The 24,184-nt window shown below is 70.3% G+C and carries 15 protein-coding genes; 7 read left to right on the forward strand and 8 right to left on the reverse strand.

The features are described 5' to 3' along the window. Positions 1 to 206 precede the first annotated feature (206 nt). Positions 207 to 3,095, forward strand: coding sequence for a discoidin domain-containing protein (locus CACI_RS17355; protein WP_015792127.1), 2,889 nt, complete (start codon positions 207 to 209; stop codon positions 3,093 to 3,095). Positions 3,096 to 3,336: 241 nt separating this feature from the next. Next, complete coding sequence (locus CACI_RS45690; protein ID WP_223297560.1) at positions 3,337 to 6,765, forward strand: discoidin domain-containing protein; 3,429 nt, start codon at positions 3,337 to 3,339, stop codon at positions 6,763 to 6,765. Positions 6,766 to 7,255: 490 nt separating this feature from the next. On the opposite strand, the gene CACI_RS17365 is transcribed toward CACI_RS45690, so the two are convergent. Next, on the reverse strand, positions 7,256 to 8,494 hold the full coding sequence (locus tag CACI_RS17365) for an IS110 family RNA-guided transposase (protein WP_223297644.1): 1,239 nt from the start codon (positions 8,492 to 8,494) through the stop codon (positions 7,256 to 7,258). On the opposite strand from CACI_RS17365, the gene CACI_RS52445 reads away from it, so the two are divergent. The 5 genes from CACI_RS52445 (at position 8,418) to CACI_RS17385 (ending at position 15,963) form a co-directional block, all read left to right on the forward strand. Next, positions 8,418 to 8,576 carry a hypothetical protein gene (locus tag CACI_RS52445; RefSeq protein ID WP_223297736.1) on the forward strand — a complete coding sequence of 53 codons (159 nt, stop codon included), beginning with the start codon at positions 8,418 to 8,420 and terminating at the stop codon, positions 8,574 to 8,576. The genes CACI_RS17365 and CACI_RS52445 overlap by 77 nt on opposite strands. 426 nt (positions 8,577 to 9,002) lie before the next feature. Further along, positions 9,003 to 12,494 (forward strand): hypothetical protein, encoded by a 3,492-nt coding sequence (locus CACI_RS17370; RefSeq protein WP_041540299.1) that lies wholly within the window; start codon positions 9,003 to 9,005, stop codon positions 12,492 to 12,494. Between the two features lie 140 nt (positions 12,495 to 12,634). Next, positions 12,635 to 14,347 (forward strand): cytochrome c biogenesis protein CcdA, encoded by a 1,713-nt coding sequence (locus CACI_RS17375; protein ID WP_015792131.1) that lies wholly within the window; start codon positions 12,635 to 12,637, stop codon positions 14,345 to 14,347. Between the two features lie 45 nt (positions 14,348 to 14,392). After that, the gene (locus CACI_RS45695; RefSeq protein ID WP_049871613.1) at positions 14,393 to 15,406 is read left to right on the forward strand and encodes an alpha/beta fold hydrolase; all 1,014 of its coding nucleotides are present in this window, start codon (positions 14,393 to 14,395) and stop codon (positions 15,404 to 15,406) included. A gap of 176 nt (positions 15,407 to 15,582) precedes the next feature. After that, entirely contained in the window at positions 15,583 to 15,963 is a 381-nt protein-coding gene (locus CACI_RS17385; RefSeq protein ID WP_015792133.1) for a hypothetical protein, read from the forward strand. Positions 15,964 to 16,065: 102 nt separating this feature from the next. Here CACI_RS17385 and CACI_RS17390 read toward each other — a convergent pair whose 3' ends face one another. The 7 genes from CACI_RS17390 to CACI_RS17420 are packed head-to-tail and all read right to left on the reverse strand — an operon-like array spanning position 16,066 to position 24,184. After that, positions 16,066 to 18,213: an AMP-binding protein gene (locus tag CACI_RS17390; RefSeq protein WP_015792134.1), complete on the reverse strand. Its 2,148-nt coding sequence runs from the start codon at positions 18,211 to 18,213 to the stop codon at positions 16,066 to 16,068. Beyond that, a complete protein-coding gene (locus CACI_RS17395) occupies positions 18,206 to 19,747 on the reverse strand; it encodes an MFS transporter (RefSeq protein ID WP_015792135.1) in 1,542 nt (513 codons plus the stop codon). The genes CACI_RS17390 and CACI_RS17395 overlap by 8 nt, the downstream gene beginning before the upstream one ends. Then, a complete protein-coding gene (locus CACI_RS17400; protein ID WP_015792136.1) occupies positions 19,744 to 21,036 on the reverse strand; it encodes a ferritin-like domain-containing protein in 1,293 nt (430 codons plus the stop codon). Before CACI_RS17400 ends, CACI_RS17395 begins: the two co-directional genes overlap by 4 nt. Further along, positions 21,036 to 22,574, reverse strand: coding sequence for a class I adenylate-forming enzyme family protein (locus CACI_RS17405; RefSeq protein WP_190276766.1), 1,539 nt, complete (start codon positions 22,572 to 22,574; stop codon positions 21,036 to 21,038). Before CACI_RS17405 ends, CACI_RS17400 begins: the two co-directional genes overlap by 1 nt. Positions 22,575 to 22,590: 16 nt before the next feature. Further along, entirely contained in the window at positions 22,591 to 22,899 is a 309-nt protein-coding gene (locus CACI_RS17410) for a phosphopantetheine-binding protein (protein ID WP_015792138.1), read from the reverse strand. Further along, a complete protein-coding gene (locus CACI_RS17415; protein WP_015792139.1) occupies positions 22,899 to 23,924 on the reverse strand; it encodes a transglutaminase domain-containing protein in 1,026 nt (341 codons plus the stop codon). Before CACI_RS17415 ends, CACI_RS17410 begins: the two co-directional genes overlap by 1 nt. Then, positions 23,921 to 24,184, reverse strand: a complete 264-nt coding sequence (locus CACI_RS17420) for an acyl carrier protein (RefSeq protein ID WP_015792140.1) — start codon at positions 24,182 to 24,184, stop codon at positions 23,921 to 23,923. The genes CACI_RS17415 and CACI_RS17420 overlap by 4 nt, the downstream gene beginning before the upstream one ends.

A 24,184-nucleotide genomic window follows, 5' to 3' on the forward strand; every position in this document is an offset into this window, starting at 1 on the left:
TCCCTCAGAGCCCTTCCGACAAAGTTCCGGTCGCAGAATCCGTTGACATTCCGGAAACTTCAGCGCAACGATCGCAACTGCGAGAGAGCGCTCTCCGTGTTCCACACACGATCGACGCACCATGACGGGGACCCCCATCCGCGGCGCCGGCGCCCCCGGCGCCGCGCCGTCCGCCCTGAGCAACGCCTGATCAAGCAGGAGATGTCATGAAGGCCTTCTCCTCCGCTGGGACACTCCATCGGAGACCCCTGAACCGCCCGCTGAACGCCGTGTTCTTGCTGCTCGTCGTCCTGAGCATGGCAGCGTACGCGGTCGTCGCCCCGTCGTCGGCCCACGCCGCCGACAGCCTGCTCTCGCAGGGCAAGACGACGACCGCCTCCTCCACGGAGAACGCCGGAAACCCGGCGGCCAACGCCACCGACGGCAACACCGCGACCCGCTGGTCCAGCGCGTTCAGCGACCCGCAGTGGCTCGAAGTCGACCTCGGCGCCAGCGCGACCGTCGACAAGGTCGTCCTGAACTGGGAGGCGGCGTACGCCACCGCGTTCCAGATCCAGACCTCCGCCGACGGCACGAACTGGACCTCGATCTACTCCACGACCACCGGCACCGGCGGCGTCCAGACGCTGACCGTCGCCGGCACCGGCCGCTACGTCCGCATGTACGGGACGGCCCGCGCGACCGGGTACGGCTACTCGCTGTACGAGTTCCAGGTCTACGGCACGACCGGGACCGGGACCGGCGGCGGCTGCAGCACGACGAACGCCGCGCTGAACCAGCCGGCCACCGCCTCCTCGGCGGAGAACGCCGGCACCGCGGCCTCCGCCGCCGTGGACGGCAACCTCGGAACCCGCTGGTCCAGCGCGTTCAGCGACCCGCAGTGGCTCCAGGTCGACCTGGGCAGCACGCAGTCGATCTGCCAGGTCGTCCTGAACTGGGAGACCGCGGCGGCCAAGGCCTACCAGATCCAGACCTCGGCCAACGGCACCACCTGGACCTCGATCTACTCCACGACCACCAGTCCCGGCGGCACCGAGACGCTGAACGTGTCCGGCTCCGGCCGCTACATCCGGATGTACGGCACGGCGCGCGCGACCCAGTACGGCTACTCGCTGTGGGAGTTCCAGGTCCACACCGGCACCGCCGGCGGCGGGACCGGCGTCACGGTCACCAACCCCGGCGCCCAGAGCACGACCGTGGGCACCTCGGCGAACGTGCAGATCCAGGCCTCCGACTCCACGGCCGGACAGACGCTGACCTACAGCGCGACCGGTCTGCCGGCCGGGCTGACGATCAACTCCGCCTCCGGTCTGATCTCCGGCAAGCCCACCGCCACCGGATCCTCCGCGGTCACGGTGACCGTCACCGACGGCACCGGCGCGATCGGGACCGCCTCGTTCACCTGGACGGTCACCGGCATCGCGACCGGCTGCACCAACCAGTCGAACACGCCGAACTTCGGGCCGAACATGCACATCTTCGACCCGAGCATGTCCAGCGCGAGCATCCAGTCCACGCTGGACACGGTCTTCAACAACCAGAAGCTCAACCAGTTCGGCACCGAGCGCGACGCGCTGCTGTTCAAGCCGGGCACCTACAGCAACACCGCCAACATCGGCTACTACACCTCGATCCAGGGCCTGGGTCAGAACCCTGACGACGTCACGATCAACGGCGACGTCACGGTCGACGCCTTCGACGGGACCGGCAACGCCACCCAGAACTTCTGGCGTTCGGCGGAGAACATGGCGGTCAACCCCTCGGCGGGCAACACCCGCTGGGCGGTCGCGCAGGCCGGACCGTTCCGCCGCATGGACATCCACGGCGGGCTCCAGATGTACCCGGCCAGCTACGGCTACGCCAGCGGCGGCTACGTCGCCGACTCCAAGATCTCCGGGCAGGCCTCGAGCGTCTCGCAGCAGCAGTGGTACACCCAGGACAGCAACCTGGGCAGCTGGAGCGGGTCGGTCTGGAACATGGTGTTCTCCGGCGTGACCGGGGCACCGGCCCAGAGCTTCCCCAACCCGCCGATGACGACGCTGGCCACCACGCCGGTCTCGCGTGACGTGCCCTACCTGTACGTGGACTCCTCGGGCAACTACCACGTGTTCCTGCCCTCGCTGCGGACCAACGCCTCCGGTGCGAGCTGGGCGAACGGCGCCACCCCGGGCACCTCGGTCCCGATGAGCCAGTTCTTCGTCGTGACCCCGTCCAACACCGCCTCGCAGATGAACACGGCGCTGGCGCAGGGCTGCAGCCTGTTCTTCACCCCCGGCGTCTACACCATCGACCAGACGCTCAACGTCACCAACCCGAACACCGTCGTGCTGGGCACCGGCTTCCCGACGCTCATCCCGACCAACGGCATCACCACGATGCAGGTCGGCGACGTCGACGGCGTGCGGATCAGCGGCCTGCTGATGGACGCCGGCACGACCAACTCCGCCTCCCTGCTGACCGTCGGGACGCAGGGTTCGACCGCCAACCACAGCGCCAACCCGGACTCGGTCCAGGACGTGTTCTTCCGCATCGGCGGCGACATCGCCGGCAAGGCGACGGACAGCCTGGTGGTCAACGCCAACAACACGCTGGTGAACGACATCTGGGCCTGGCGCGCCGACCACGGCAACGGCGGCACCGTCGGCTGGACCACCAACACCGCCGACAACGGTCTGACCGTCAACGGCAACAACGTCCTGGCGACCGGGTTGTTCGTCGAGCACTACCAGAAGAACGAAGTCGTCTGGAACGGCCAGGGCGGTGAGACGATCTTCCTGCAGAACGAGAACCCGTACGACCCGCCGAACCAGGCGGCCTGGATGAACGGCTCGACCAACGGCTACCCGGCCTACAAGGTCGCCTCGAACGTCACCTCGCACCAGGCGTACGGCCTGGGCAGCTACTGCTACTTCAACGTCAACCCGGCGGTGGTCAACGACCACGCCTTCGAGGCGCCGAACACCTCCGGCGTCCAGCTCCACGACATGCTGACCGTCTCCCTCGGCGGGGTCGGTGTGATCAGCCACGTCATCAACCAGATCGGAGGAGCCACTCCCTCCAACACCACGCCGTCGGACGTCACGTCCTTCCCGTAAGCAAGAACGCTGAGGCACGTAAGCAAGAACGCTGAGGCCGCGGATCTGATCCGCGGCCTCAGCGGCAAGGCGTAGTTGCGGAACTGTTGCGGAACTCGCTCAAAACCTTGACTCTCCGTCAGCTCGCCGCCAGTCTCTCCAACGGAGAGCGCTCTCCCTCCGCCAGCGACCCCACGACGCGAGGAAGAGAAGTATGGCCGTCAGTCAACAGGCGCCGCCTTTGCGCGCCCGAAATCCACGTATGACCTCCCTGGTGGTGACCCTGGTCGTCGCCCTCATCAGCACGCTGATGGTCGCGATCGTCACCGGCTCGGCGCACGCCGCGCCCTCGCTGCTCTCGCAGGGCAAGGCCGCGACCGCCTCGTCGGTCACCGGAGGGAACACCGCCGCGAACGCGGTGGACGGCAACACCGGCACCCGCTGGGAGAGCGCCTACAGCGACCCGCAGTGGCTGCAGGTGGACCTCGGGGCGACCGCGACGATCAGCCAGGTCGTCCTCCAGTGGGAGACGGCCGCGGCGAAGTCCTTCCAGATCCAGGTCTCCTCCGACGGTTCGAACTGGACGTCCGTCTACTCCACGACCACCGGTCCCGGCGGCACGCAGACGGTGAACGTCACCGGCAGCGGCCGCTACGTCCGCATGTACGGCACCGCACGCACCACCGGCTACGGCTATTCGCTGTGGGAGTTCCAGGTCTACGGCACAACCGGGACCGGTACCGGCGGCGGGACCTGCGGCACCCAGAACGCGGCGCTGAACCGTCCCGTCACCGCCTCCTCGGCGGAGAACGCCGGCACTCCGGCCGCCGCCGCCGTCGACGGCAACACCGGAACCCGTTGGTCCAGCGCGTTCAGCGACCCGCAGTGGCTCGACGTGGACCTGGGGTCCACGGTCACGATCTGCCAGGTCAGCCTCCAGTGGGAGACCGCGTACGCCACCGCGTTCCAGATCCAGACCTCGACCGACAACACGAACTGGTCGACGGTCTACTCCACGACCACCGGGACCGGCGGGACGCAGACGCTGACCGTCGCGGGTACCGGCCGCTACGTCCGCATGTACGGCACGGCGCGCAACACCGCCTACGGCTACTCCCTGTGGGAGTTCGGCGTGTTCACCGGCGGAGGCGGCGGTTCGACCTCGCCCAGCTCGCCCAGCTCATCGCCCAGCAGCTCCGGCGGCGGGAACGGCACCTGCGGCACCGCCAACGCGGCGCTCGGGCACCCGGCGACCGCCTCCTCGATCCAGGACGCCAACCCGGCCTACGACCCCTTCTACGCCACTGATGGCAGTACCCTGACCCGCTGGTCCAGCGCGTCGGCCGACGGGCAGTGGATCGACGTGGACCTCGGGGGGAGCCTGCCGGTCTGCCAGGTCGTCCTGCAGTGGGAGAACGCCTACGCCTCCGGCTTCCAGATCCAGGTCTCGAACGACAACGCGAACTGGTCGACGATCTACACCACGACCACCGGGACCGGCGGGACGCAGACGGTGAACCTCTCGGGCACCGGTCGCTACGTCCGCATGAACGAGACGGCGCGCGCCACCGGTTACGGCGTGTCGCTGTGGGAGATCTCCGTCTACACGGTCGGCAACCAGACCGTCACCATCCCGCCGCCTCCGCCGCAGCCGGCGCCGGGCAACTGCCCCTGGCTCAACAAGCCGACCGTGGCCGTCTCGACCCGCGTGGCGCAGCTGATGGGCGCGATGTCGCAGGACCAGAAGGACGCGATGCTCTACGGCGACGGGTCCAGCACCTACATCGGGCAGATCGCCGCGCAGCCCGCGCTGTGCATCCCGAGCGTCAACCTGGAGGACGGGCCCACCGGTGTGGGCGACGGACTCGGCGGGGTGACGCAGTTCCCTGACGGCGAGACGTCGGCAGCCACCTTCGACCCGTCCTACGAGCACGCTTTCGGTGTGGCAGTCGGCCAGGAGTTCGCCGGCAAGGGCGTGAACGTCTCGCTCGGCCCGACAATCAACCTGGTGCGCGACCCGCGTTGGGGACGCGCCTATGAGACGTTCGGCGAGGACCCCTACCTGACCGGCGAGATCGTCAGCGCCGACGTCCAGGGGATGCAGAGCCAGGACGTCATGGCCGAGGTCAAGCACGCGGCGGCGTACAACATCGAGCAGCCGTCGGCGCCCGGCAACGAGATCATCGACACCCGCACGCTGCAGGAGATGTACCTGCCGGGCTTCCAGACCGCCATCGAGAAGGGCGGCGCGGCGGCGCTCATGTGCGGGTACAGCATGGTGAACGGCAACTACTCCTGCCAGAACCCGGCGGTGGAGAACACCCCGATGTACCAGCAGGCCGGGTTCCAGGGCTTCATCACCTCGGACTGGGGCGGGATCCACTCCACCGTGCCGTCGGCGAACGCCGGGGAGACGGTCGAGATGCCCTTCGGCGGGTTCTTCGCCGCCTCGCTGGAGCAGGCGGTCGCCGCCGGGCAGGTCACCCAGGCCACCTTCGACACGATGGTGTCCCGGGTCCTGACCCAGATGTTCCGCTTCGGCATGTTCGACAAGGCGCCGAGCGGTTCCACCACCGCCATCGTCGCCACGCCGGCGCACCGCGCGGTCGCGCTGCAGGGCGACGAGGAAGGCTCGGTGCTGTTGAAGAACAACGGCGTCCTGCCGCTGAGCCCGAGCGGCGGGGAGTCCGTGGCCGTCATCGGCCAGAACGCCGGCGCCGGGGTCATCACCGGGGGCGGCGGCAGCGGCAGCGCCACCAGCACCGGCACGTACAACCCGCTCTACGGCATCCAGCAGCGGACCGCCGGCACGAACGTCAAGGTCGCCTACGACGACGGCACGAACCAGGCCTCCGCGGTCGCGCTCGCGCAGTCCTCGAACGTGGCGATCGTCTTCGCCTCCGACAACTACGGCCACGAGGAGGCCGACACCACCACGCTCAACCTGCCGAACAACCAGGACGCGCTGATCTCCGCGGTCGCCGCGGCCAACCCGCACACGATCGTCGTGCTCAGCGACAACTCGGCGATCATGATGCCCTGGCTGAACCAGGTCGCGGGCGTCTTCGAGACCTTCTACCAGGGCCAGGAGTTCGGCCAGGCGATAGCCGCGCTGCTGTTCGGCGACGTGAACCCCTCCGGGCACCTGCCGATCACCTTCCCGAACTCCCTCACCCAGGTCCCGGCCAGCACCCCGGCCCAGTGGCCGGGCGTCAACGGCACCGTGCAGTACTCCGAAGGCCTCGACGTCGGCTACCGCTGGTACGACGCGAACAACGTCGCGCCACTCTTCCCCTTCGGCTACGGCCTGTCCTACACCACCTTCTCCTTCAGCAACCTGCAGATCGGCGCACTGACCAACGGCCAGGCAACCGTCACCGCGACGGTCACCAACACCGGCAGCCGCGCCGGAACCGAGGTGGCCCAGCTCTACGTCAGCGACCCCGCCTCCGCCGGCGAACCACCGCACCAGCTCAAGGGCTTCCAACGCACCACCCTGAACCCCGGAGCCTCCACCACCGCCACCTTCACCGTGTCAGCCCACGATCTAGCCCACTGGGACACCACCTCCAGCAACTGGATCGCCTCCGCCGGCACCTACCAGATCCTCGTCGGCGACAGCTCCCGCAGCCTGCCGCTGACCGGGAACCTCACCAACCCGACGACCGTTACCGCGAACGCTATGGACTGATGGTTACGGACTGATGCTTTCGCCGGTCTGAGGAATGACCAGGCGCGTGCGACCTGCCCGCCAGGCGGGTCGCACACGCCTGCTGCTTTGTGGGGTGCTTGTGGCTTGTGTGTGTGCTCGGGGTTCGAGGGTCACTCGAACCGCCGCCGAGCAGCCCCACCCGGCCCGGCCCCCCCGTTGCAGAGTGCCGCCGCCGGAGGCGCCTGCCCTTGACCTTGACTTCAGGTGCCCACCAAACGCGGCCGTCACTCGCCGACCCCAACGTGTGCGCAGTGACTCGGACCCGCGCGCGGTCGTGTCGCTCCAGCACCGCCGGCCGCCAACGCGACCCGGACATGCTCATCGGAAAATGAAGGTTGCCGAGGGCAGCACGAAGTGTCCCGGCTGCCCGGGAGGTTTGTGGTTGTTGGTCAGGCTGCTCATCGGAAAATGAAGGTTGCCGAGGGCAGCACGAAGTGTCCCGGCTGCCCGGGAGGTTTGTGGTTGTTGGTCAGGCTGCTTTGGTCAGGGTGACGGTGTAGCCGAGGTGTTCGAGTTCGCGGATGTGCTGTCGGGTTTTGCGGGTTTCATCGGTTCGCCGGGTGTGCCAGTCGGGGCCGAGGTCGGTGAAGCGGGCGTCGGGGTCGTTGATGAGCACCCAGGCGATCTCCAGGATGTTGCGGGCTACGGCGACCTGGGCCTTCTTCGCCGGGGCGTGTTTGACGATGCGTTTGTAGCGTGCCCCGAGGAAGGTTTTGGTGCGGCCGGCGGCCTGCGCGGCCTGTCCGAGCGGTCCTTTGATCCAGCGGTTGCCTTTACCGGTGCCGCCGTGGCTGTTTCTGGCGCCGGATTGGATGGTGCGTGGGGTGAGTTTGGCCCAGGAGGCCAGGTGCCCGCCGGTGGGGAAGACGGTCATGTCGAACCCGGTCTCGCCGAGGATGTCGGCGGCGATCTCCCGGGAGACTCCGGGGATCTCGTCGAGTCGGTCCAACAGGGGTAGCCGGTCTGGGTGGTTGTCATCCGGTGGCGGAGTCCGGTCCAGTTCGGCGATCATGGCTTCGATCCGGGCGTTCAGCTCGGCGATGTCGTTCTCCAGCCTGTCGTGCAGATCGAGCAGCTTGCCCACGAGGAAGCCGTGGTGGGCGGTGAACCGGCCGGCCAGGGCCTTCTCCAAGTATGCGGTCTTCACCACAGCCCGCCCCATCGCCAAGGCGGCCAAGGCCTTTGGGTCGCGCTGCCCGGCGACCAGCGCGGCCAGGATCGCCCGCCCGGACATGCCGAACAGGTCGGTCAGGCCCTGTTTAGGGTCGGCGACCTTCAAACACGCGTCCTGCAACACATCGGCGACCCGCTGCCGATACCGGGTGCGCTCCTCCACCAGGGTGCGGCGCAGCCTGGTCAGATCCCGCAGCCTGCGCACCGGCTCCGGCGGCACGAACGAGGCCCGCAACATCCCCCGCTCGGCCAGCTTCGCCAGCCAGATCGCATCCAGCTTGTCGGTTTTCGGACGGCTGGGCACGTTCTTCACATCCCGGGCGTTCACCAGCCACACCCGCAGGCCCCGATCCTCCAGCAGATAGAACCACGGTCTCCAAAACACCCCGGTGGCCTCCATCACCACCAACTCCACACCTTGACACACCAGATGATCACCCAGAGCTGTGATCTCGTCGGTGGTCGCCGCCACCGCCCAAACCCTCTGCACCCGGCGCTGCGCCTTCGTCTCCGACGGCAGCCGGGTGCACACCATCCCGGAGGCCTTGGCCACATCGATCGCCGCGACCCGCCCCACCTGCTCGACCTCGACGGCGAGCTCCACCACCTCGGCATGATCGTCCATCGGGACTCCCTCCCGACCCGGGCTCCCCAGCCACGACACCACACGGGGCTGCCCGAGGGACCGCGCCAAAGGGGAAGCCGAAAGCTCATCGGCGTGCTCAAAGCGACAGGTCACGACCCCTACACATGCGGTCCGGTACCAGACTCAACCACGGCTTGAAAAACCAAGCAGCATCGATCTCGACACGGACAGCACCCGCACAGCACATTTTCGCGCCGCCACGACGGCGCGGCAACGCGCCAGGATTACTCTACCGAACTGCGCCCCCTGCGAGGCCATCAAACCATGCTCGAAGACGTAAAAAGCTTATAAAAACCCACCAATCAACCGCACCGCCCCAGACGACGCCACCCACCCACAGCCCATGCGCGCCTATTTGCGGTGCGTGCGACCCTGCCCGGCTCCTACGATGCAGATCATGACGCCGACCCCGCAAGACGCTTACTCCCTGCTGGACGCGATCGATGCGCTGGATCGGACGCGCCGCATGAACCTGGTGGCGCGGACTGCGCGGGAGTTGGCTGGGACGCCGCGGTTGGGTCAGCTGCTCGCTGAGTTGGCTGAGGGTGGGACGTTCGAGCGGGGGCTCGTGCTCACGATGGCGCGGATCACCGGTGCTGAGGCGGTTCTGCGCTCCATGCTGAGTGATCCCGATTTCGGGTTGCGGGTGCAGGTGCTGGAGGCGGTGATTGCCGCGCCGGGGTTCGATGCGGCGGTGGTGGCGAGCCTGCGGGATGCGCCGGTGGCGTGGCAGCGGGCTGTGGTGCGGGCCGTGCGGCGGGCTCGGCGCGGGGATCTGGCCGATGCTCTGGTGCTCGGCGGCGGTGATGTCGGTGGTGGCGGTGATGGCAGTGCTGCCGGTGCCGCCGGTGATTCCGTGCGCCTGCCCGACGAGTTGGCTGCGCGGTTGCTGCCGGTCTGTTCCGAGTCGGTGGTGGCGCGGCTCCTGCCCGGTCTGACGCATCTGGCGGTGGACTGGAAGCGGTTGGGGACCTCGCATCCGCAGGTCGTCCTGTCCCTGATTGGCCGTCAGCTCGATGACCTGCCGGAGGGCTCGCGGGCGGCGTGGTGGATCCGGTGCGCCGACGGCGTTGCCGGGGCGGCTCAGGCGCAGCCGGAGCAAGTGCTGGCCCTGATGGAGCGTCACGACGTCTGGCGCCGGCTCCCGTTCCCGAACGGTCTGGCCCAACGGCTGGGCGCGCTCGCGGACTTCGATGCCGAGCGAACCTTGCGGCTGCTGGTGGACGCCGCGATCGGCGCCGGGTCCGCCGGGACCGGCAGTCCGCTGAGGAACGGCACCGGCGGGCGGTATTGGGCGCGTCGCCCCGGCCTGTCGCGCCGGGTCCGCCGCCTCATGCTGACCGAGGCGCCGGGCGAGGCGCTGCGCTGGGGGCGGCTATACGCCGACGACGACCAGCAGGTCGCGATGCTGCTGAAGACTCTGCCGCCGGCCATGCGGGACGCGTTCTTCGACGCCGTCACCGTCGGCCGGGATCTGGAGCGCGAGATCCTTGCCGAGTTCCTCCTGGACGTCCTGCCGCACCAGCGGCGGCATCGTGAGGCGCGCCGGATGCTGGCCCTGCCGACCGTGGAGCGGGACCCGGCGCGCAAGCTGCGGGTCGCCGCGCGCCTGCCGTGGGCCGAGGGCCGCGCGGTGATTCTCGCCGAGACCCGGGCGGCCGACGCCTCGACCCGAGCCGCCGCCTATCCGCTGGCGATCGCCTGCGTGGCGGCCGAACGCGATCCGGAGCTGTTCGCCCGCTTCCTCGACGAAGACCTGACCCGCATGCGCAACGAGCAGGATCCGGTCCGGCAGCCGACCCTGAACGCCTTGGCGCAGACCGCTCCCGCGCTGTTCGGCGAAAGCGCCGTCGCGGCTTTGACCCGGCTGGCGACCGACGCCGTCGAAGTGCGCGACGTCTCCGCCGGCTCGCTGACCGCGGTGCGCCGGCTGGCCCGGCGGGTGCTCGTCCACCACGCCGAAGCCGGGGACGGCGCGCTGCTCCAGTGGTGCCTGCGGGTCCTGGAGCAGGTGGAGGGGAGCACCGACTCCGTGGACCGGGAGCGGCTGGACACGCTTCGCCACGGCCAGGAACGCGCGGTGGTCGACGTGCTCGCGCCGTGGGTGGAGCGCGGTCTGGCCCGGGCGCAGTATCGCAGACTGCTGAGTTTGGCCGAGGCGCTTGGCCGCCGCGCCTTCGCGCTGCCGGACGTGCAGGACTGGCTGCGGCAGACCATCTGGGACGCTCCCGCCGCGACCGCCCGGGCGGCGATTCCGCTGTGGCTCGCGGACCCCGCGCACCGGGACGAGCGCGTCGAGGCTCTCGTCCGCTGGGATCCGAGCGTCGCCACGTTCTGGACGGTGGCCGACGTCATCGCCCGGAGGCGCACCGACCTGCTCGACCGGTACCTGAGCGGCTCGGCGCCGGCCGGGCGGTTCGTGGCCAAGGGCGTGCGGTGGTTCCCGTCGTTCGCCATCGACGCGGCAGACCACTGGCTCCCGCGCCAGCGGGTCCAGTACGCCGCGCTCCTGGGCCGGGTCGCCCGCGACTCCGGCGCGACCATGTCAGCACGCTGCGACGCGATCCGCCGCTCGGCACGCCTGGGGACCGCCGGCGAGGCGACCCTCCAGCGGTACCTGCGCTCGGACAACGTCCAGCTCCAGGAAGCGGCGCTGGGAGCCCTGGTCTGGCTGCCGGATCCGGCCGCGGCCATCCCGACTCTGCTGGAGTACACCGACGGCGACCGGGCCCGCGTCGCCGTCTACGCCCTGACCAGGGCGGCGCTGTACGCACGGCCTTCCCAGCTCGACGAGGCGCTTCGCAGTGTGCTGTCCAGCCCCACCGCGAAGGTCACCAGCCGCAAGGAGGCGCTGCGGATCGCCGGACAGGTCGGCGGGCCGCACGTGGTGGACCTGCTGCTTCAGACCTGGCACAGCGAGCGCCAGCACCGGCACGTCCGCACGGCGGCGGTGACCCGCCTGGTCGCGCGGCTGGACGACGCCCGGGTGTGGGACGCGCTCGCGGCGGCCACCTCGGCGGACCGCGACGTGGCGGTGGAGCTGCTGCGCGTCGTCCCGCTCGGGATCCCGGCCCGGCACCGCGCCGGCTACGGCAAGCTGGTCGCCGACCTGTGTTCGTACCCTGAGTCAGTCGTCCGCGCCACGGCGAGGCAGCAGGTCGCGGACTGGTACCCGTGGGCGCCGGAGGCCGAGCTCGCGATCCGGTCCGCCGTCCTGGACGTGGCATCGACGGACGCGCTGTCGATCGCCGCGGTCGGCCGGCTGATCGCCGCCGGGTGGCCGCCGGACCGGTATCTGAGCATGGTGCGAGAGCTGATGCAGGCGGCGTCCGCGGAGCGGGACGGGGACGGGGACGGGAACGTCGCGCCAGCCGCCGGATTCCGCGACCGTCCGGCACGCCGCCGCCTGGAGGACCTGGCGCAGAACCTGACGCCGACCCTGCGCGCCAGCCTGGGACAGTGGCGGCCGATCACGGCGGCCACCGCCGAAGTCCTGGCCGTCGAACCGGGCTGGCTGCACCACGCCGCACGCTTGCAGACACACGCGCTTGACCTGTCCGCCGCGCCGTCAGAGCTCACCGACGACGTCCGTGCCCTCGCCGACCTCACTCAGGACCGGCCGATGGCGGCCCGCGCCGCCGCCGAGACGCTGGCATCCCGGGCCGCCCAGGGCGATCCGATCGACCCGGAGTCTTTCCACGCCGCCGCGACGGCGCTCGCCGCCGACTCCCGGGTATCGGCCGGGATTCTGGCCCTCGCTCTGGCCGGGACCGCCGGGCCGGGCAGCGGCTGGAAGCAGGAATGGCGCACCGTGGTCGGGACGCTGCGCCGGCATTCGGACGCCGACGTCGCCGAGGAGGCGCTTCAGCTGCGGATGGGGGCGGTCTGACGGCTGCGCACTGCGCGGTCCGACGTCCGGGATGCCTCGGCAATCGAGTCGCCGAACGACCTTCTCTCATCCTTCTTACGGATCGGTGACGGCGCCCGAGTCGTCAGCAGACCCTCAGTTTTCCGATGCAGGATGAGGCTGTGGTCACTCTGGTTCTGATCGGGCTCGTGGGCGGGCTCATCACGGGTATCTCGCCGTGCGTTCTGCCGATGCTGCCTGTGCTGTTCTTCACCGGCGGCGCTGGCGGCGCCGGGGGTGCGGCCGCCGCCGACGCGCCGCGGCCCGGAGCCAGCCGGCGTCCGTATCTCATCGTCGCCGGACTGGTGCTGAGCTTCAGTGTCTTCACGTTGCTCGGGACGCTGGTGGTCAGTGCGCTGCCGGTACCGAAGGACATCATCCGGTGGGCCGGGCTGGTCGTGCTGGTGCTGCTGGGCATCGCGATGATGTTCCCGCGGGTGGAGGACCTGCTGGAGCGGCCGTTCAACCGGATTCCGCAGCGGCGGGTGGCTGATGAGCACGGTGGCTTCGTGCTCGGGTTGGCGCTCGGGACCGTGTACGTGCCGTGCGCCGGTCCGGTGCTCGCGGCGATCACCGTCGCGGGCGCTTCCGGGCGGATCGGGGTCGGGACGGTCGCGCTCACCGTGGCGTTCGCCGTCGGTACCGCGATTCCGCTGCTGGCGTTCGCGCTGGCGGGGCGGCGGGTGGCTGAGCGGGTGCGCGCTTTCCGGAACCGGCAGCGCGGGGTGCGGATCACGGCCGGCGTGGTCGTCATCGCGCTGGCGGTGGGGCTGACGTTCAACGTCACCGACGCCTTGCAGCGTGCCGTGCCGGACTACACCTCGAACCTGAACGCGGCGCTGGACAAGTCCGGTGCCTCGCACAAGCTCGCGCCCGCCGGCCCGGCGGCGCTCGCCAAGTGCGCCGAGGCGCAGATGAGCTCGCTCGGCGACTGCGGCAAGGCGCCGGCGATCACCGGCATCCAGCAGTGGTTCAACACCGACGGCGGCGCCGCGCTCACTCCGGCTTCGCTGCAGGGCAAGGTCGTCCTGGTCGACTTCTGGGCGTACTCCTGCATCAACTGCCAGCGTGCCATCAAGCACGTGCAGGCTTGGTACAGCGACTACGCCGCCGACGGCCTGGTGGTGATCGGCGTGCAGACCCCGGAGTACACCTTCGAGTCCGACCCCGGCGACGTCGCGGCGGGCGCGAAGCGCCTCGGCATCACCTACCCGGTCGCCCTCGACAGCAAGTACACGACCTGGAACAACTTCGGCAACGAATCCTGGCCCGCCGACTACCTCATCGACTCCACCGGCGAGGTCCGTTTCGCCTCCATCGGCGAGGGCGCCTACCCCAACACCGAGTCGCTCATCCGCAAACTCCTCACCGCCGCACACCCCGCCGGCGTCAGCCTCCCGCCGGCCACCGACATCCCCGACGCCACCCCCACCGACCCGGACCAAACCCCCGAGACCTACCTCGGCGCCGAGCGCGCGAACAGCCTCGCACCCGGCGAGGCTGGCACGTTCAAGACCGGCACGCAGACCTTCGCCTACCCGGCCGACGTCCCCGATGACGCCTTCGCCCTCACCGGCTCCTGGACCGTCGCCGCGCAATCGCTGACCGCCGGACCAGGCGCGGGCATCCGCCTGAACTTCATGGCCTCGAAGGTGTATCTCGACGTCGGCGGCACCGGCACGATGACCGCCACCGTCGACGGCAAGAGCACCAGCTATCCGGTGTCCGGAGCGCCGAACATCTACACCCTGGTCAACGTGGGCGATTCGGAACGCAGCACACTGACGGTGACGCTGTCGCCCGGGCTGAGCGCGTACTCGTTCACGTTCGGATAGTGGTGGTTTCGGCTTGAACGTCAAGGGCCGACTATCGTCTGGCGGGTGGATGTGACTGCGCCGCCCGCCGAGATCGCCCCGCCGCTGATCCCGTACCGGAGTCGGCGGCGGCGGTGGTTGCGCCGGGTCGCGAAGACGGTCGCGGTCGCCTTCGTCGCGAGCACGTTCCTGTCCACCGCGTACAACGCCGCCACGAATGCGCGTGACTCTGTTCCGGCAGGGCTGACCTATGTACAGGCCGGGGACGTATCGACCCGCTACCGCGAGTGGGGCTCGAGTGGAACGCCGATCGTGCTGGTGCACGGCTTCGTCGAGTCGGCGGACACCTGGCAGTACCTCGCGCCGCTCCTGGCCGCGCAGGGGCATCGGGTCTATGCCCTCGACATCGACGGCTGGGGCTACTCGCAGCGCGTCGCGCCCTTCGACGTCGGGCATCAAGCGCGGCAGCTCGACGCGTTCATCGAGGCGCTGCACCTGGCCAAGCCGGTGCTGGTCGGCCACTCCAGTGGCGCCGCCGTAGCTGCCCTCGCGGTGCTGGACAAGCCCGGCGACGCCAGCGGCGTCATGTTCCTCGACGGCGACGGACTGGCGACCGGCGCGGGCCAGAAGACCCCGCTCACGCACCTGTTCCTCAACCCCTATCGCACGACCCTGATGCGCCTGGCCGTCCGCTCCGACACCGTCATCCGCGCCATCTACGGCGCCACCTGCGGCTCCGGCTGCCCCAAGCTGGACGCCGCCGGCCTGGACCAATGGCGCCGCCCCCTCGAGGTCCCAGGCGCCGAGGAATCGCTGTGGAGCATGGTGAACCTCGGCGTAGCCGGACTACCCCCGACCCGCCTGGCCGAACTCGCCACCCTCCCCATCCCGAAGGCGGTCGTATTCGGCGGCGCAGACTCCTCCTACACCCCGAACTCCCCGCAGACCACCGCCACCCGCATCGGCGCCCCCGCCCCGACCATCATCCCCGGAGCCCAACACCTCACCTCGGTCAACAGCCCCGCAGCCGTCGCCGACGCGGTCGCGGCTTTGGAGGCGCGCGCCGCGGACTCGCCCTAGGGCGTGTGCGGTCGATCTCGTGACTCGACGCGGGTTGGAATCCGCCATTGCCGATGCCATGGGAACGACTTTCAGCCAATACGACGGTGCGCGGATCATCGCCCCTCCGCTTCGCGGCCAGGATGAAGGACGTTCCACTCCATCCATGTGTTGCGAAGGTTCAAAAGGGGAAACCGATGAGAGTTCGCCAAGCTCTGATCAGTAGTGCTGCGGCTGCTCTGCTGACCGTCAGCGCCGGCGCGGGGGCCGCCTCCGCACAGACCGTGACGCCGAACACGGGGTCGACCAAGTGCACGCCCTACACGATCCATCAGTACACCAAGTACCACGGCACCGTCTGCTACACGAACCCCGGCGATGACAACCTGTACCTCTCCGGGTACTGGACCACCGCCATTTACACGGGCTGCAACACGGGGTTTATCAACTACTTCGATGCCAACGGCAACTACTACAAGTTGGCGTACTTCGACAGCGACCAGTACCTGGATAAACGTGATTGGCCCACGGACGTGATCTCCCTGGTCTACCTGCACATCGACAAGGTCACCTGCTGAACCGCAAGCCGCCTCCCCCTGGGGATCGGCGGCTCGTCGGCGTCCCCGACCGCGGCCTGCACCTGCTGCAACCAGGCCGCGGTCGCGCCTCGCCCTCGAAACTCAGCCCTGACCGCGCAGCAGCAGCTCCCGCACCGCCTTCTTGTCGATCTTCCCGATCGACGTCCACGGCAGCGCGTCGACGAACACGATGGATTTCGGCTCGTAGAGCGGGCCGAGTTCCTCCACGGCGCGCTTGCTCAGGTCCGCGGGGTCGACTGGGGTCTTGCCGTCGATGACGCAGGCTACGTGGACGGCTTCGCCCCAGGCCTCGTCCGGGAGGCCGACGACGGCTGCGGACAGGACGCCGGGGGTCTTGGTCAGCACGTCTTCCAGCAGGACCGAGAAGACGTTGTCGGAGGTCTGGCCGGTGACGATGACGTCCTTGAGGCGGTCCACCAGGTGCAGGTAGCCGTCGGGGTCGAAGAAGCCGAGGTCGCCGGTGTGGAGCCAGCCGTCGGCGAGGGCCTGGGCGGTGAGCTCCGGGTCGCCGAGGTACTCGGCCATGACCAGTGGGCCCTGGACGCAGACCTCGCCGATCTCGCCCTGTGCGACCTCGCGGCCCTGCTCGTCGCGCAGGGAGATCTCCGCGCGGTCGGCCAGGAAGGGCAGTGGCTTCCCGCAGGAGCCCAGGCGCCCGGGGATCTCGGGGTCGTGGTCCGCGGGCTCCAGGAAGGCGATCACCGGGATCTCGGTGAGGCCGTACGCCTGGCGCAGCACCGGGCCGAAGCGGTCGAGGGCCTTGCGGATCCGGGCCGGGGTGGTCGGCGCGCCGCCGTAGTGGATGCGGACCAGGTCCGGGAAGCCGTCCTCGGGGCAGTTCGGGTGGTCCAGGATCTCGCCGAGCATCGGCGGGACGACGCCCAGGCTGGTGACGTGCTCCCGGTGCATGATCGCGATGGCCGTGCCCGCGTCGAAGGAGTCCATCAGCAGCACCGTGCCGCCGGCCAGCATGGTCAGGATCGCCGCGATGTGGCCGCTGGTGTGGCTGGCCGGGGTGCACACCAGGAAGCGGTGCGGGATGGGGAGCTCGGCCTTGCGGCGCTCGCTGGCCGGGATCAGCGCGAAGTAGTAGGTGTGCTTGTGCAGGACCAGCTTCGGCCGGCCGGTGGTGCCGCCGGTGTAGAAGATGGTGGAGATGTCGCCCTGCTGTGCCGGGTCCGCGAGCGGCTCGTCGGGCTGTGCGGCGGCGAGGGCGAGCAGGTCCTCGCCGAGGCTCCCAGGACCGGCGGTGAGGACCACGCGCGGACCGTGCAGGTCGGCGAGCTGCACGGCGCGCTCGATGCCCGGGTCGATGACGAGCGCGTCGGCCTCGGCCCGCCGCAGGAACGCGCCCTGCTCCGGGACCGCGGGTTCGGGGGCGACGAACACCAGACGGCAGCCGGCCAGGTGGACCGCCAGCTGGATCAGCACCGATTCCGGGCGGCTGCCGACGAACAGCGCCACGGTCTCGCCCTTGCCCAGCCCGCGCAGTCGCAGCGCGGCGGCGATCCGGTGGACCGAGCGCCGGGCCTCGGCGTAGGAGACGCGCCGGTCGCCGTGGACGAAGGCCTCCCGCTCGGGATGCTCGGCGAAGACCTCGAGGATGCGGTCGACATACGTGCCGGTGAAGACCGGGGCGCCTGCCGGGGCGGCGGGAGCGGGGGCAGGGGCGGGGGTCACAACGGCGGCGGACTGGCTGGCGTCCACGGTCTCTCCTTTGGGAGGCTCCGGTCGGATGAGCAGTTGGGTGGCGGTGGCGGTGACGGCGGGCTTCCCGTGCTGGCTGAGCTGGACGGTGACGACCGCCCGCCGCGAGGAGATCTCGGCGACGGTGGCCTCGATCGCCACCGGACCGGGCGCGACCGGCGCCTGGAACGAGGTGTCGAGCTGCACGGTCAGGAAGACCTGCTCGTCCGGCAGCACGGTCATCACCGCGAAGCCGGCGTACAGGTCGACCAGGCAGGACAGGTAGCCGCCGAAGACGAACCCGCCGCCGAAGGTGACCTCGGGCCCGACCTCGATCAGGGCACTGGCATGTCCCGGCGACCAGGAGTCCAGGCCGGGCAGCGCGAGCCGGGCGACGGCCGCGCGCGGCGGGGCGGTGCCGTCGATGATGGCGTCGAGCAGCCCGCGGTGGGTGGTCGGCATGCCGGCGGGGGTGACCGGTGGCAGTTCGGTCGGCGACGCGGGCGTGGCAGGCGTCTCAGGCAGGGCAGCGGTGTCAGGCATGAGCAGCTCCCGGAGTTCCCGGCGCTCCCGCAGCACCCGCCGCGCCGGCCGGCGTCCCCTTGGGCCCGGCAGCCCTTCCGGCACTGCGCACCGTCCTCGGCAGAACGAGGATCACCAGCAGCGCCGCCAGGAACGAGACCGGGTTGTAGAGCATGGCGTGGACCATCGCCGAGGAGAGCTGTCCGTGGGACGCGTGGTCCGTGGAGCCTCCGGGCAGCCGCGAGTTGAAGAGCACTCCCATGGCGCTGACCCCCAGCGCACCGCCGGCGATCTGCATCGTCACCAGCAGTCCGGCGGCGGCGCCGGCGTGCGTGCTGCGGATTCCAGCGAGGACCACCGACAGCAGCGGAGCGAACAGCATCCCGATTCCGGAGCCGAGCACCAGCTGCGACGGGATGGACCACAGCGCCAGCGAGGAGTCCGTGACCGCGACCACCGGGATGAACATCGACAGCGCGCCGAAGCAGCACACGATCGCCCCGACCGAGGCGACCCGGCGCCCGCCCCAGGCGCGGACCAGCCGCCCCGAGGCAGCCGACAGCGCGATCGTGCCGATCCCGACCGGGATCGTGGTCACCGCGGCCCACAGCGTGGAGACGTTGTACGCGGTCTGGATCAGGGTGAAGTAGTACAGGAAGAAGGACACGACCCCGCTGAACGCCAGCAGGAAGAGCACGACGCCGGTACGGAACGCCCGGTCTCGCCACAGGTCGGTCGGCAGCAGCGGAGACCCGCCGCGCCGCTCCTCAGCCTGCTGCAGCTTCAGGAACGCCAGGATCAGCACCGGCGAGGCAGCCAGGCTCAGCCAGCACCACAGCGGCCATCCGTACTGCTCGCCCAGTGACAGCGGCGTCATGAGCGCGACCAACGCGAGGACGACCAGACACGTACCGGGTAGGTCGAGGCTTTTGGCCTCGGGATTGCGCAGCGAGGGCAGGTAGCGCCGGCCCAGCCAGATCGCCGCCAGCCCGAAGGGCACGTTCACCAGGAAGATCGGCCGCCATGACAGGCCCATGATGTTCCCGGAGTACAGCAGTCCGGCGAACACCGGCCCGATGACTGTGGCGAGGCTGAGCATCGCGCCCTGCGCGCCGAACGCCGCGGCGCGCTTCTCGGGCGGCAGCATGATCTGGATGGTCGCCATCACCTGGGGCGAGAGCATCGCGGCGGTCACGCCTTGCAGCGCGCGGAACGCCACCAACTGGCCCGGGGAGGTCGCCAGGCCGCAGGCTGCGGAGGTGAGGACGAAGCCGGCGAACGCCCAGGTGAACAGCGCGCGCCGGCCGAAGATGTCGCCGAGCCGGCCGCCGGTGATCAGCAGCGCGGCGTAGGCGATCTGGTAGGCGGCGACGGTCAGCTCGATATCCCCGGAGCTCGCGTGCAGGCCGCGCTGGATCGGCGGGGCGGCGACGGCGACGATCGAGATGTCCGCGGAGACGACGAACGTCGCGCTCAGCACCAGCCAGACGGCGCGCCGGGCGGCGCGTTCGCTGAAGGCGGAGGCCGGATCCGCGACGGCGGCGGAGGTGGTCATCTTCTGGGCTCCTGATCGGATGGGTCTTCGCGGGTCACGCGGGTCACGCGGTTCGGGCGGTTGGTACGGCTCGTGCGGCGCTCGCGGGTTTCGCGGACGTTCTGTGCTCGGGCGGCCGGATCGGTCGCACCGGCGGTTCCGGCTCCTTCGGCTCCCTCGCCCTCAGCGGCTCCAGCGGCCTCAGCGCCCTCAGCGGCTTCCGCGGCGGCGCCGAGTTCGGCGATCTGCTCGATCTCCGCCTGGCGCGCGGCGCGCTCGCTGCGGTCCAGCTCCTCGGCGGCGGCGTCGAGGGCGTCCAGGGAGTCGGCGGGGGATTCGTCGAGCTCTGCGAAGCCCAGGACGCCCATCTTCTCCAGCGCGTCCCGCACCGCCGGGCCGAACAGCCCGATGTCGCGCAGCGCCGGCACGATCCGCATGAACAGCCGGCGCCGGTACTGGCGCAGCGCGGGAGAGGTGCGGGCGATCGCGATGCATTCCTGGGCGCCGTAGTCGAGGGTGTTCCAGATCGCCTCGCCGACGAAGCCCTCGCGCAGCGACCAGCAGGACTCGACCACGAAATCCTCCCGCTCCCGCAGTTCGGCGGAGGTCAGGTCGCGGTAGGTGCGGCGCAGCATGATCCGGCCGAAGGCGACGTGCCGGGCCTCGTCCTGCATCACGTAGGTGGTCAGGGACCTGATCAGCGGCTCCGTGGTGCGGTCCCGCTGCACGGTCAGGGTCGCCAGCGCCAGGTTCTCCAGCACGACCTGTACGCCGAGGGCGCAGAAGTCCCAGCGCGCGTCCTGCACCACGTTCTCGAACAGCGAGGCCAGCGAGCCGGTCAGCCCGTAGCGCAGACCGATCTTCTCGGTCAGCAGGCGGTTGATCACCTCGGTGTGCCGCGCCTCGTCCATGATCTGGGTGGCGGCGAACAGCTTCGCGTCCGCCTCCGGCGCGGTCTGCGCGATCTTGCTGACCGCGACCAGGCTGAACTGCTCGCCGTGCAGCAGCTGGGAGCTGGCCCAGGCCGCGGCGTGCCGGCGCAGCACGCTGTGTTCGGCCGTCGGCAGCTTGTCCCACAGGTCCGAGCCGGCGATCCAGACGAAGCTGTCGGGCATGCCCAGCGGGTTGTCCGGATCGACAGGCCGGCTCCAGTCCAGCCGGGAGTCGGAGTTCCACTGGCGCTGCTTGCCCAGCGCGTAGAGCCGCAGCAGCTGCTGGTCGTGGGTGTCGTAGTCGGCGGCCAGCACGGCGGTGCCGCCGAGCGGGGCGGTCCAGTCGGTGTCGGCCGGGGTCGGGGTGGTCACGGTCATCAGGAGCCTGCTGTCTGGGTCGGCGCGGTGTCCCGGTCGGTCGGTGCCGACAGGTCCTCGGCGTGCTGGCGCAGCCGCCCGCGCAGGATCTTCCCGGCGGGGCTGCGGGCGATGGCGTCCACCGCCACGAAGCGCACCGGCCGCTTGTAGCTGGCCAGCCGCGCGACGCAGAGCGCGAGCAGCGCGCGCTCGTCGAAGACGCCCGGCGCGGCGGGCTGGACGAAGGCGAACGGCGCCTGCCCCCACACCGCCGAGGGCACCGGCACCACCGCGGCGTCGGCCACCTGCGCACTGCTGCGCAGCACCTCCTCGATCTCGGCGGGGTAGACATTCTGTCCGCCGCGCAGGATCAGGTCGTTGCGTCGGTCCACCAGCCAGATCAGCCCCGCGGCGTCCCGGCAGCCCAGGTCGTGCGTGCGCAGCCAGCCCTCGTGCACGACCGCGGCGGTGGCGTGCGGGTCGCGCCAGTACTCGAGCATCAAGCCGTCGCCGGCGAGCCACAGCTCACCGATCTCGCCGGGCTCGGCCTGGCTCCCGTCCTCCCGGGCGATCCGCGCGCTGACGCCGAGCATCGGCAGCCCGGCGCACGTGGCTCCGGGCGCCGGTGCCGGACCGGGCTGGTCGGCGGGCTCCAGCACCAGGCTCGGGCCGCCGCCCTCGGTGATGCCGTAGACGGTCATCAGGCCGGCGCCGAGCGCGGTCGTGGCCTGCTCGGCCAGCTCCGCGGGCATCGGCGCGGCCGCGTGCACGACGAGTTCCAACGCGGTCAGGTCGGCGGTGGCCAGCCCTCGGGCTTCCAGGAGCAGCCGCACCATGGACGGTACGACGAACACGTGCTGAACCCGCCACTGCTCCAGCGCGCTCAGACAGCCCTGCGGCGTGAAGTCGTCCAGCACGCACAAGGTGGAGCCCGCCCCGAGGTAAGCCAGGGCATTGACGACGCTGCCGTGGAACAGCGGGCACGCGTCGAGGAACACGGTGTCCGGACCGCAGTCGACCTCGGCGAGCCAAGACAGAGCCTTGAGTTGCACCGAGCGCTGGTCGACCACGACGCCCTTGGGACGGCCGGTGGTCGCCGACGTGTGCATGATCGCGAACGGCTCGGTCAGCGTGGCCGCCCGCGGCAGCGGGGGAGCGGGCTGCGCCGAGGCGGCCTCGACGGCGGCAAACTGCGCGACCTGTTCGATCGCCACGGTCTTCAGACCCGGGTGCTCGGCAGCCAGCCGAGTACGCCCCGCCTCATCGGCTATCGCCAACGCCGGCTCGACACCCTCGAAAATCCCGGCCAGTTCCGGAGCCGTCAACGCCGGATTCACTGGTGTGGCAACCATTCCGGCCGCCGCACAGGCGAGATAGGCCTCGATCATCTCCAGCCGGTTACCGCTGAGCACGACGACCCGGCTGCCGAGCGGCACGCTGCGGGACAGTTCCCGGGCGAACGCGCCTACCTCGAAGTACAGGGCGTCCCAGGTGAGGTCGCGCCGACGATCGCGCAAAGCGACGCCGTCGGGGTACCGGACGCGGTTGCGTTCGAGCACATCGGAAAGCCACATATCAGGCCTCTGTTTCCCGTGACGGCTGCGGACCGGCTGCCGCCGCGACGCGCGCGTCAGCATCCTGCGACTGCCGCATCTGCATCAACAGATCGGCGACGGAGCGCACCGACGTGATCCGGCTCAGCTCGACATCGCTGAGCGGCCGGTCCAACCGCCGCTCGCAGCCGAGCGCGACCCGGATGATCTCCCCGGAGTTGACCCCGGCGTTGACCAGGTCCTCCTCGTCGGTGATCTGGTCGAGCAGCGCCGGATAGTCCAGGTTCTCACGCACGATCTCGCGTGCCGTCGCCATCAAAGCCGCATCCATCAGGACTCCCAGGGGTGCGCGCTCACGCCGGCCAGCGCCCACGGCGGAGCGGGCTCGTCACCGGCGAGAATCAGGGCACTGGCTTCCTCCGCGTCGCAGGGCAGCAGCCGGTTGAAGCGTCCGCCACGGCACGCCGCCGCGAACTCCGGGGACGCCTCGATCCGGCGGTGCCCCGCACCTCCAGCCAGGAAGGCGAACACCAGGTCCAGCGTCTTCCAGCGACCGTCCTCGAAGTACTCACACCAGGAGTGGTCGCTGCCGACCAGACCGAGCAGATAGCCGCGCCGGGCGCGCGCCTGGAAGCCCGCGTCCCGCAGCCGCTGCGCCAGAAGTCTGCTGACCACCACGCAGTCGGCCATGCCGAGTCCCCACGCGCGCTCGTGCAGCATGCGCAGCTCTTCGCTGACGGACTGATAGATCACCGTGCCGGACAGCAGAGCCTCGAGCATGTCGTCGTAGATCGCCCGGACCTGCGGATCGCCGACCGTCGCCTCGGCGCCGGTCAAGCGCACGGCGACTTCGTATCCGGGCGGCTCGACGGTCGTCGTGGCGATGGGCAGATCCCGCGGATCGACTTCCTGCACGCCGGGCGCGGCCAGATCGGGACCGAGCAGCTGCATCGCTGCCTCCTCCGACCGCGGCGCGCGCACCCGCACCAGCCAGTGGCGCGGCTCGTACCAGCTCGGCCGCGGACCGGAGGCGAAACGCAGCAGGAAGCGCAGCGCGAGTTCGGGGATGCTGTCGCGCGAGGTGCCCGCGAACAGCGCCAGGTTCATCACGTCCACGTAGTCGAACAACGGGCCGCGCTCGGGGTCGGTCTCGTGCGGCAGCGCGTCCCGCGCCACCTCGGCGGTGCGCCGCGGGTCCAGCCCGAGCAGCCGCGCCGCCGCGTCCAGATCGACGGCGTAGCGGGCGAACTCGGCCGGGACGCGCTCGAACCGCTCGATCTGCTCGGAGCCGTCGATCTGCTCAGAGCTCTCGAGCGCTCCGGACCGGTCCAGCCGCGCCGGACCCGCCGGCGTCACCGGGACTTCTCCACGAGCCGCGCCACCAGATCGGCGAGCTGCCGCACGGTGTTCGTCTCGAACAGGAAGTCGTCGGGGATCGCGATCGCGCAGGCGTCCTCGATCCGCACCACGGCGCGCAGCGCCTTGACCGACTCCAGCCCGGGGATCGCGGTCAGCTGCCAGTCCGGGTCGATCCCCTCCAGGTCCGGGTCGGCCTCGGCGGCCAGGGCCGCGCACACCACGGCGAGATGGTCGATGTCCTCAGTCGGGCCGATCAT

The organism is Catenulispora acidiphila DSM 44928 (assembly GCF_000024025.1).
Lineage (GTDB): Bacteria > Actinomycetota > Actinomycetes > Streptomycetales > Catenulisporaceae > Catenulispora > Catenulispora acidiphila.

Bases quoted from the DNA above. Each gene is read 5' to 3' on its own strand.
- CACI_RS17355 (WP_015792127.1), top strand. From the start codon at position 207: ATGAAGGCCTTCTCCTCCGCTGGGACACTCCATCGGAGACCCCTGAAC.
- CACI_RS45690 (WP_223297560.1), top strand. From the start codon at position 3,337: ATGACCTCCCTGGTGGTGACCCTGGTCGTCGCCCTCATCAGCACGCTG.
- CACI_RS17365 (WP_223297644.1), bottom strand. From the start codon at position 8,494: ATGGTGTGCACCCGGCTGCCGTCGGAGACGAAGGCGCAGCGCCGGGTG.
- CACI_RS17370 (WP_041540299.1), top strand. From the start codon at position 9,003: ATGACGCCGACCCCGCAAGACGCTTACTCCCTGCTGGACGCGATCGAT.
- CACI_RS17385 (WP_015792133.1), top strand. From the start codon at position 15,583: ATGAGAGTTCGCCAAGCTCTGATCAGTAGTGCTGCGGCTGCTCTGCTG.
- CACI_RS17390 (WP_015792134.1), bottom strand. From the start codon at position 18,213: ATGCCTGACACCGCTGCCCTGCCTGAGACGCCTGCCACGCCCGCGTCG.
- CACI_RS17395 (WP_015792135.1), bottom strand. From the start codon at position 19,747: ATGACCACCTCCGCCGCCGTCGCGGATCCGGCCTCCGCCTTCAGCGAA.
- CACI_RS17400 (WP_015792136.1), bottom strand. From the start codon at position 21,036: ATGACCGTGACCACCCCGACCCCGGCCGACACCGACTGGACCGCCCCG.
- CACI_RS17410 (WP_015792138.1), bottom strand. From the start codon at position 22,899: ATGGATGCGGCTTTGATGGCGACGGCACGCGAGATCGTGCGTGAGAAC.
- CACI_RS17420 (WP_015792140.1), bottom strand. From the start codon at position 24,184: ATGATCGGCCCGACTGAGGACATCGACCATCTCGCCGTGGTGTGCGCG.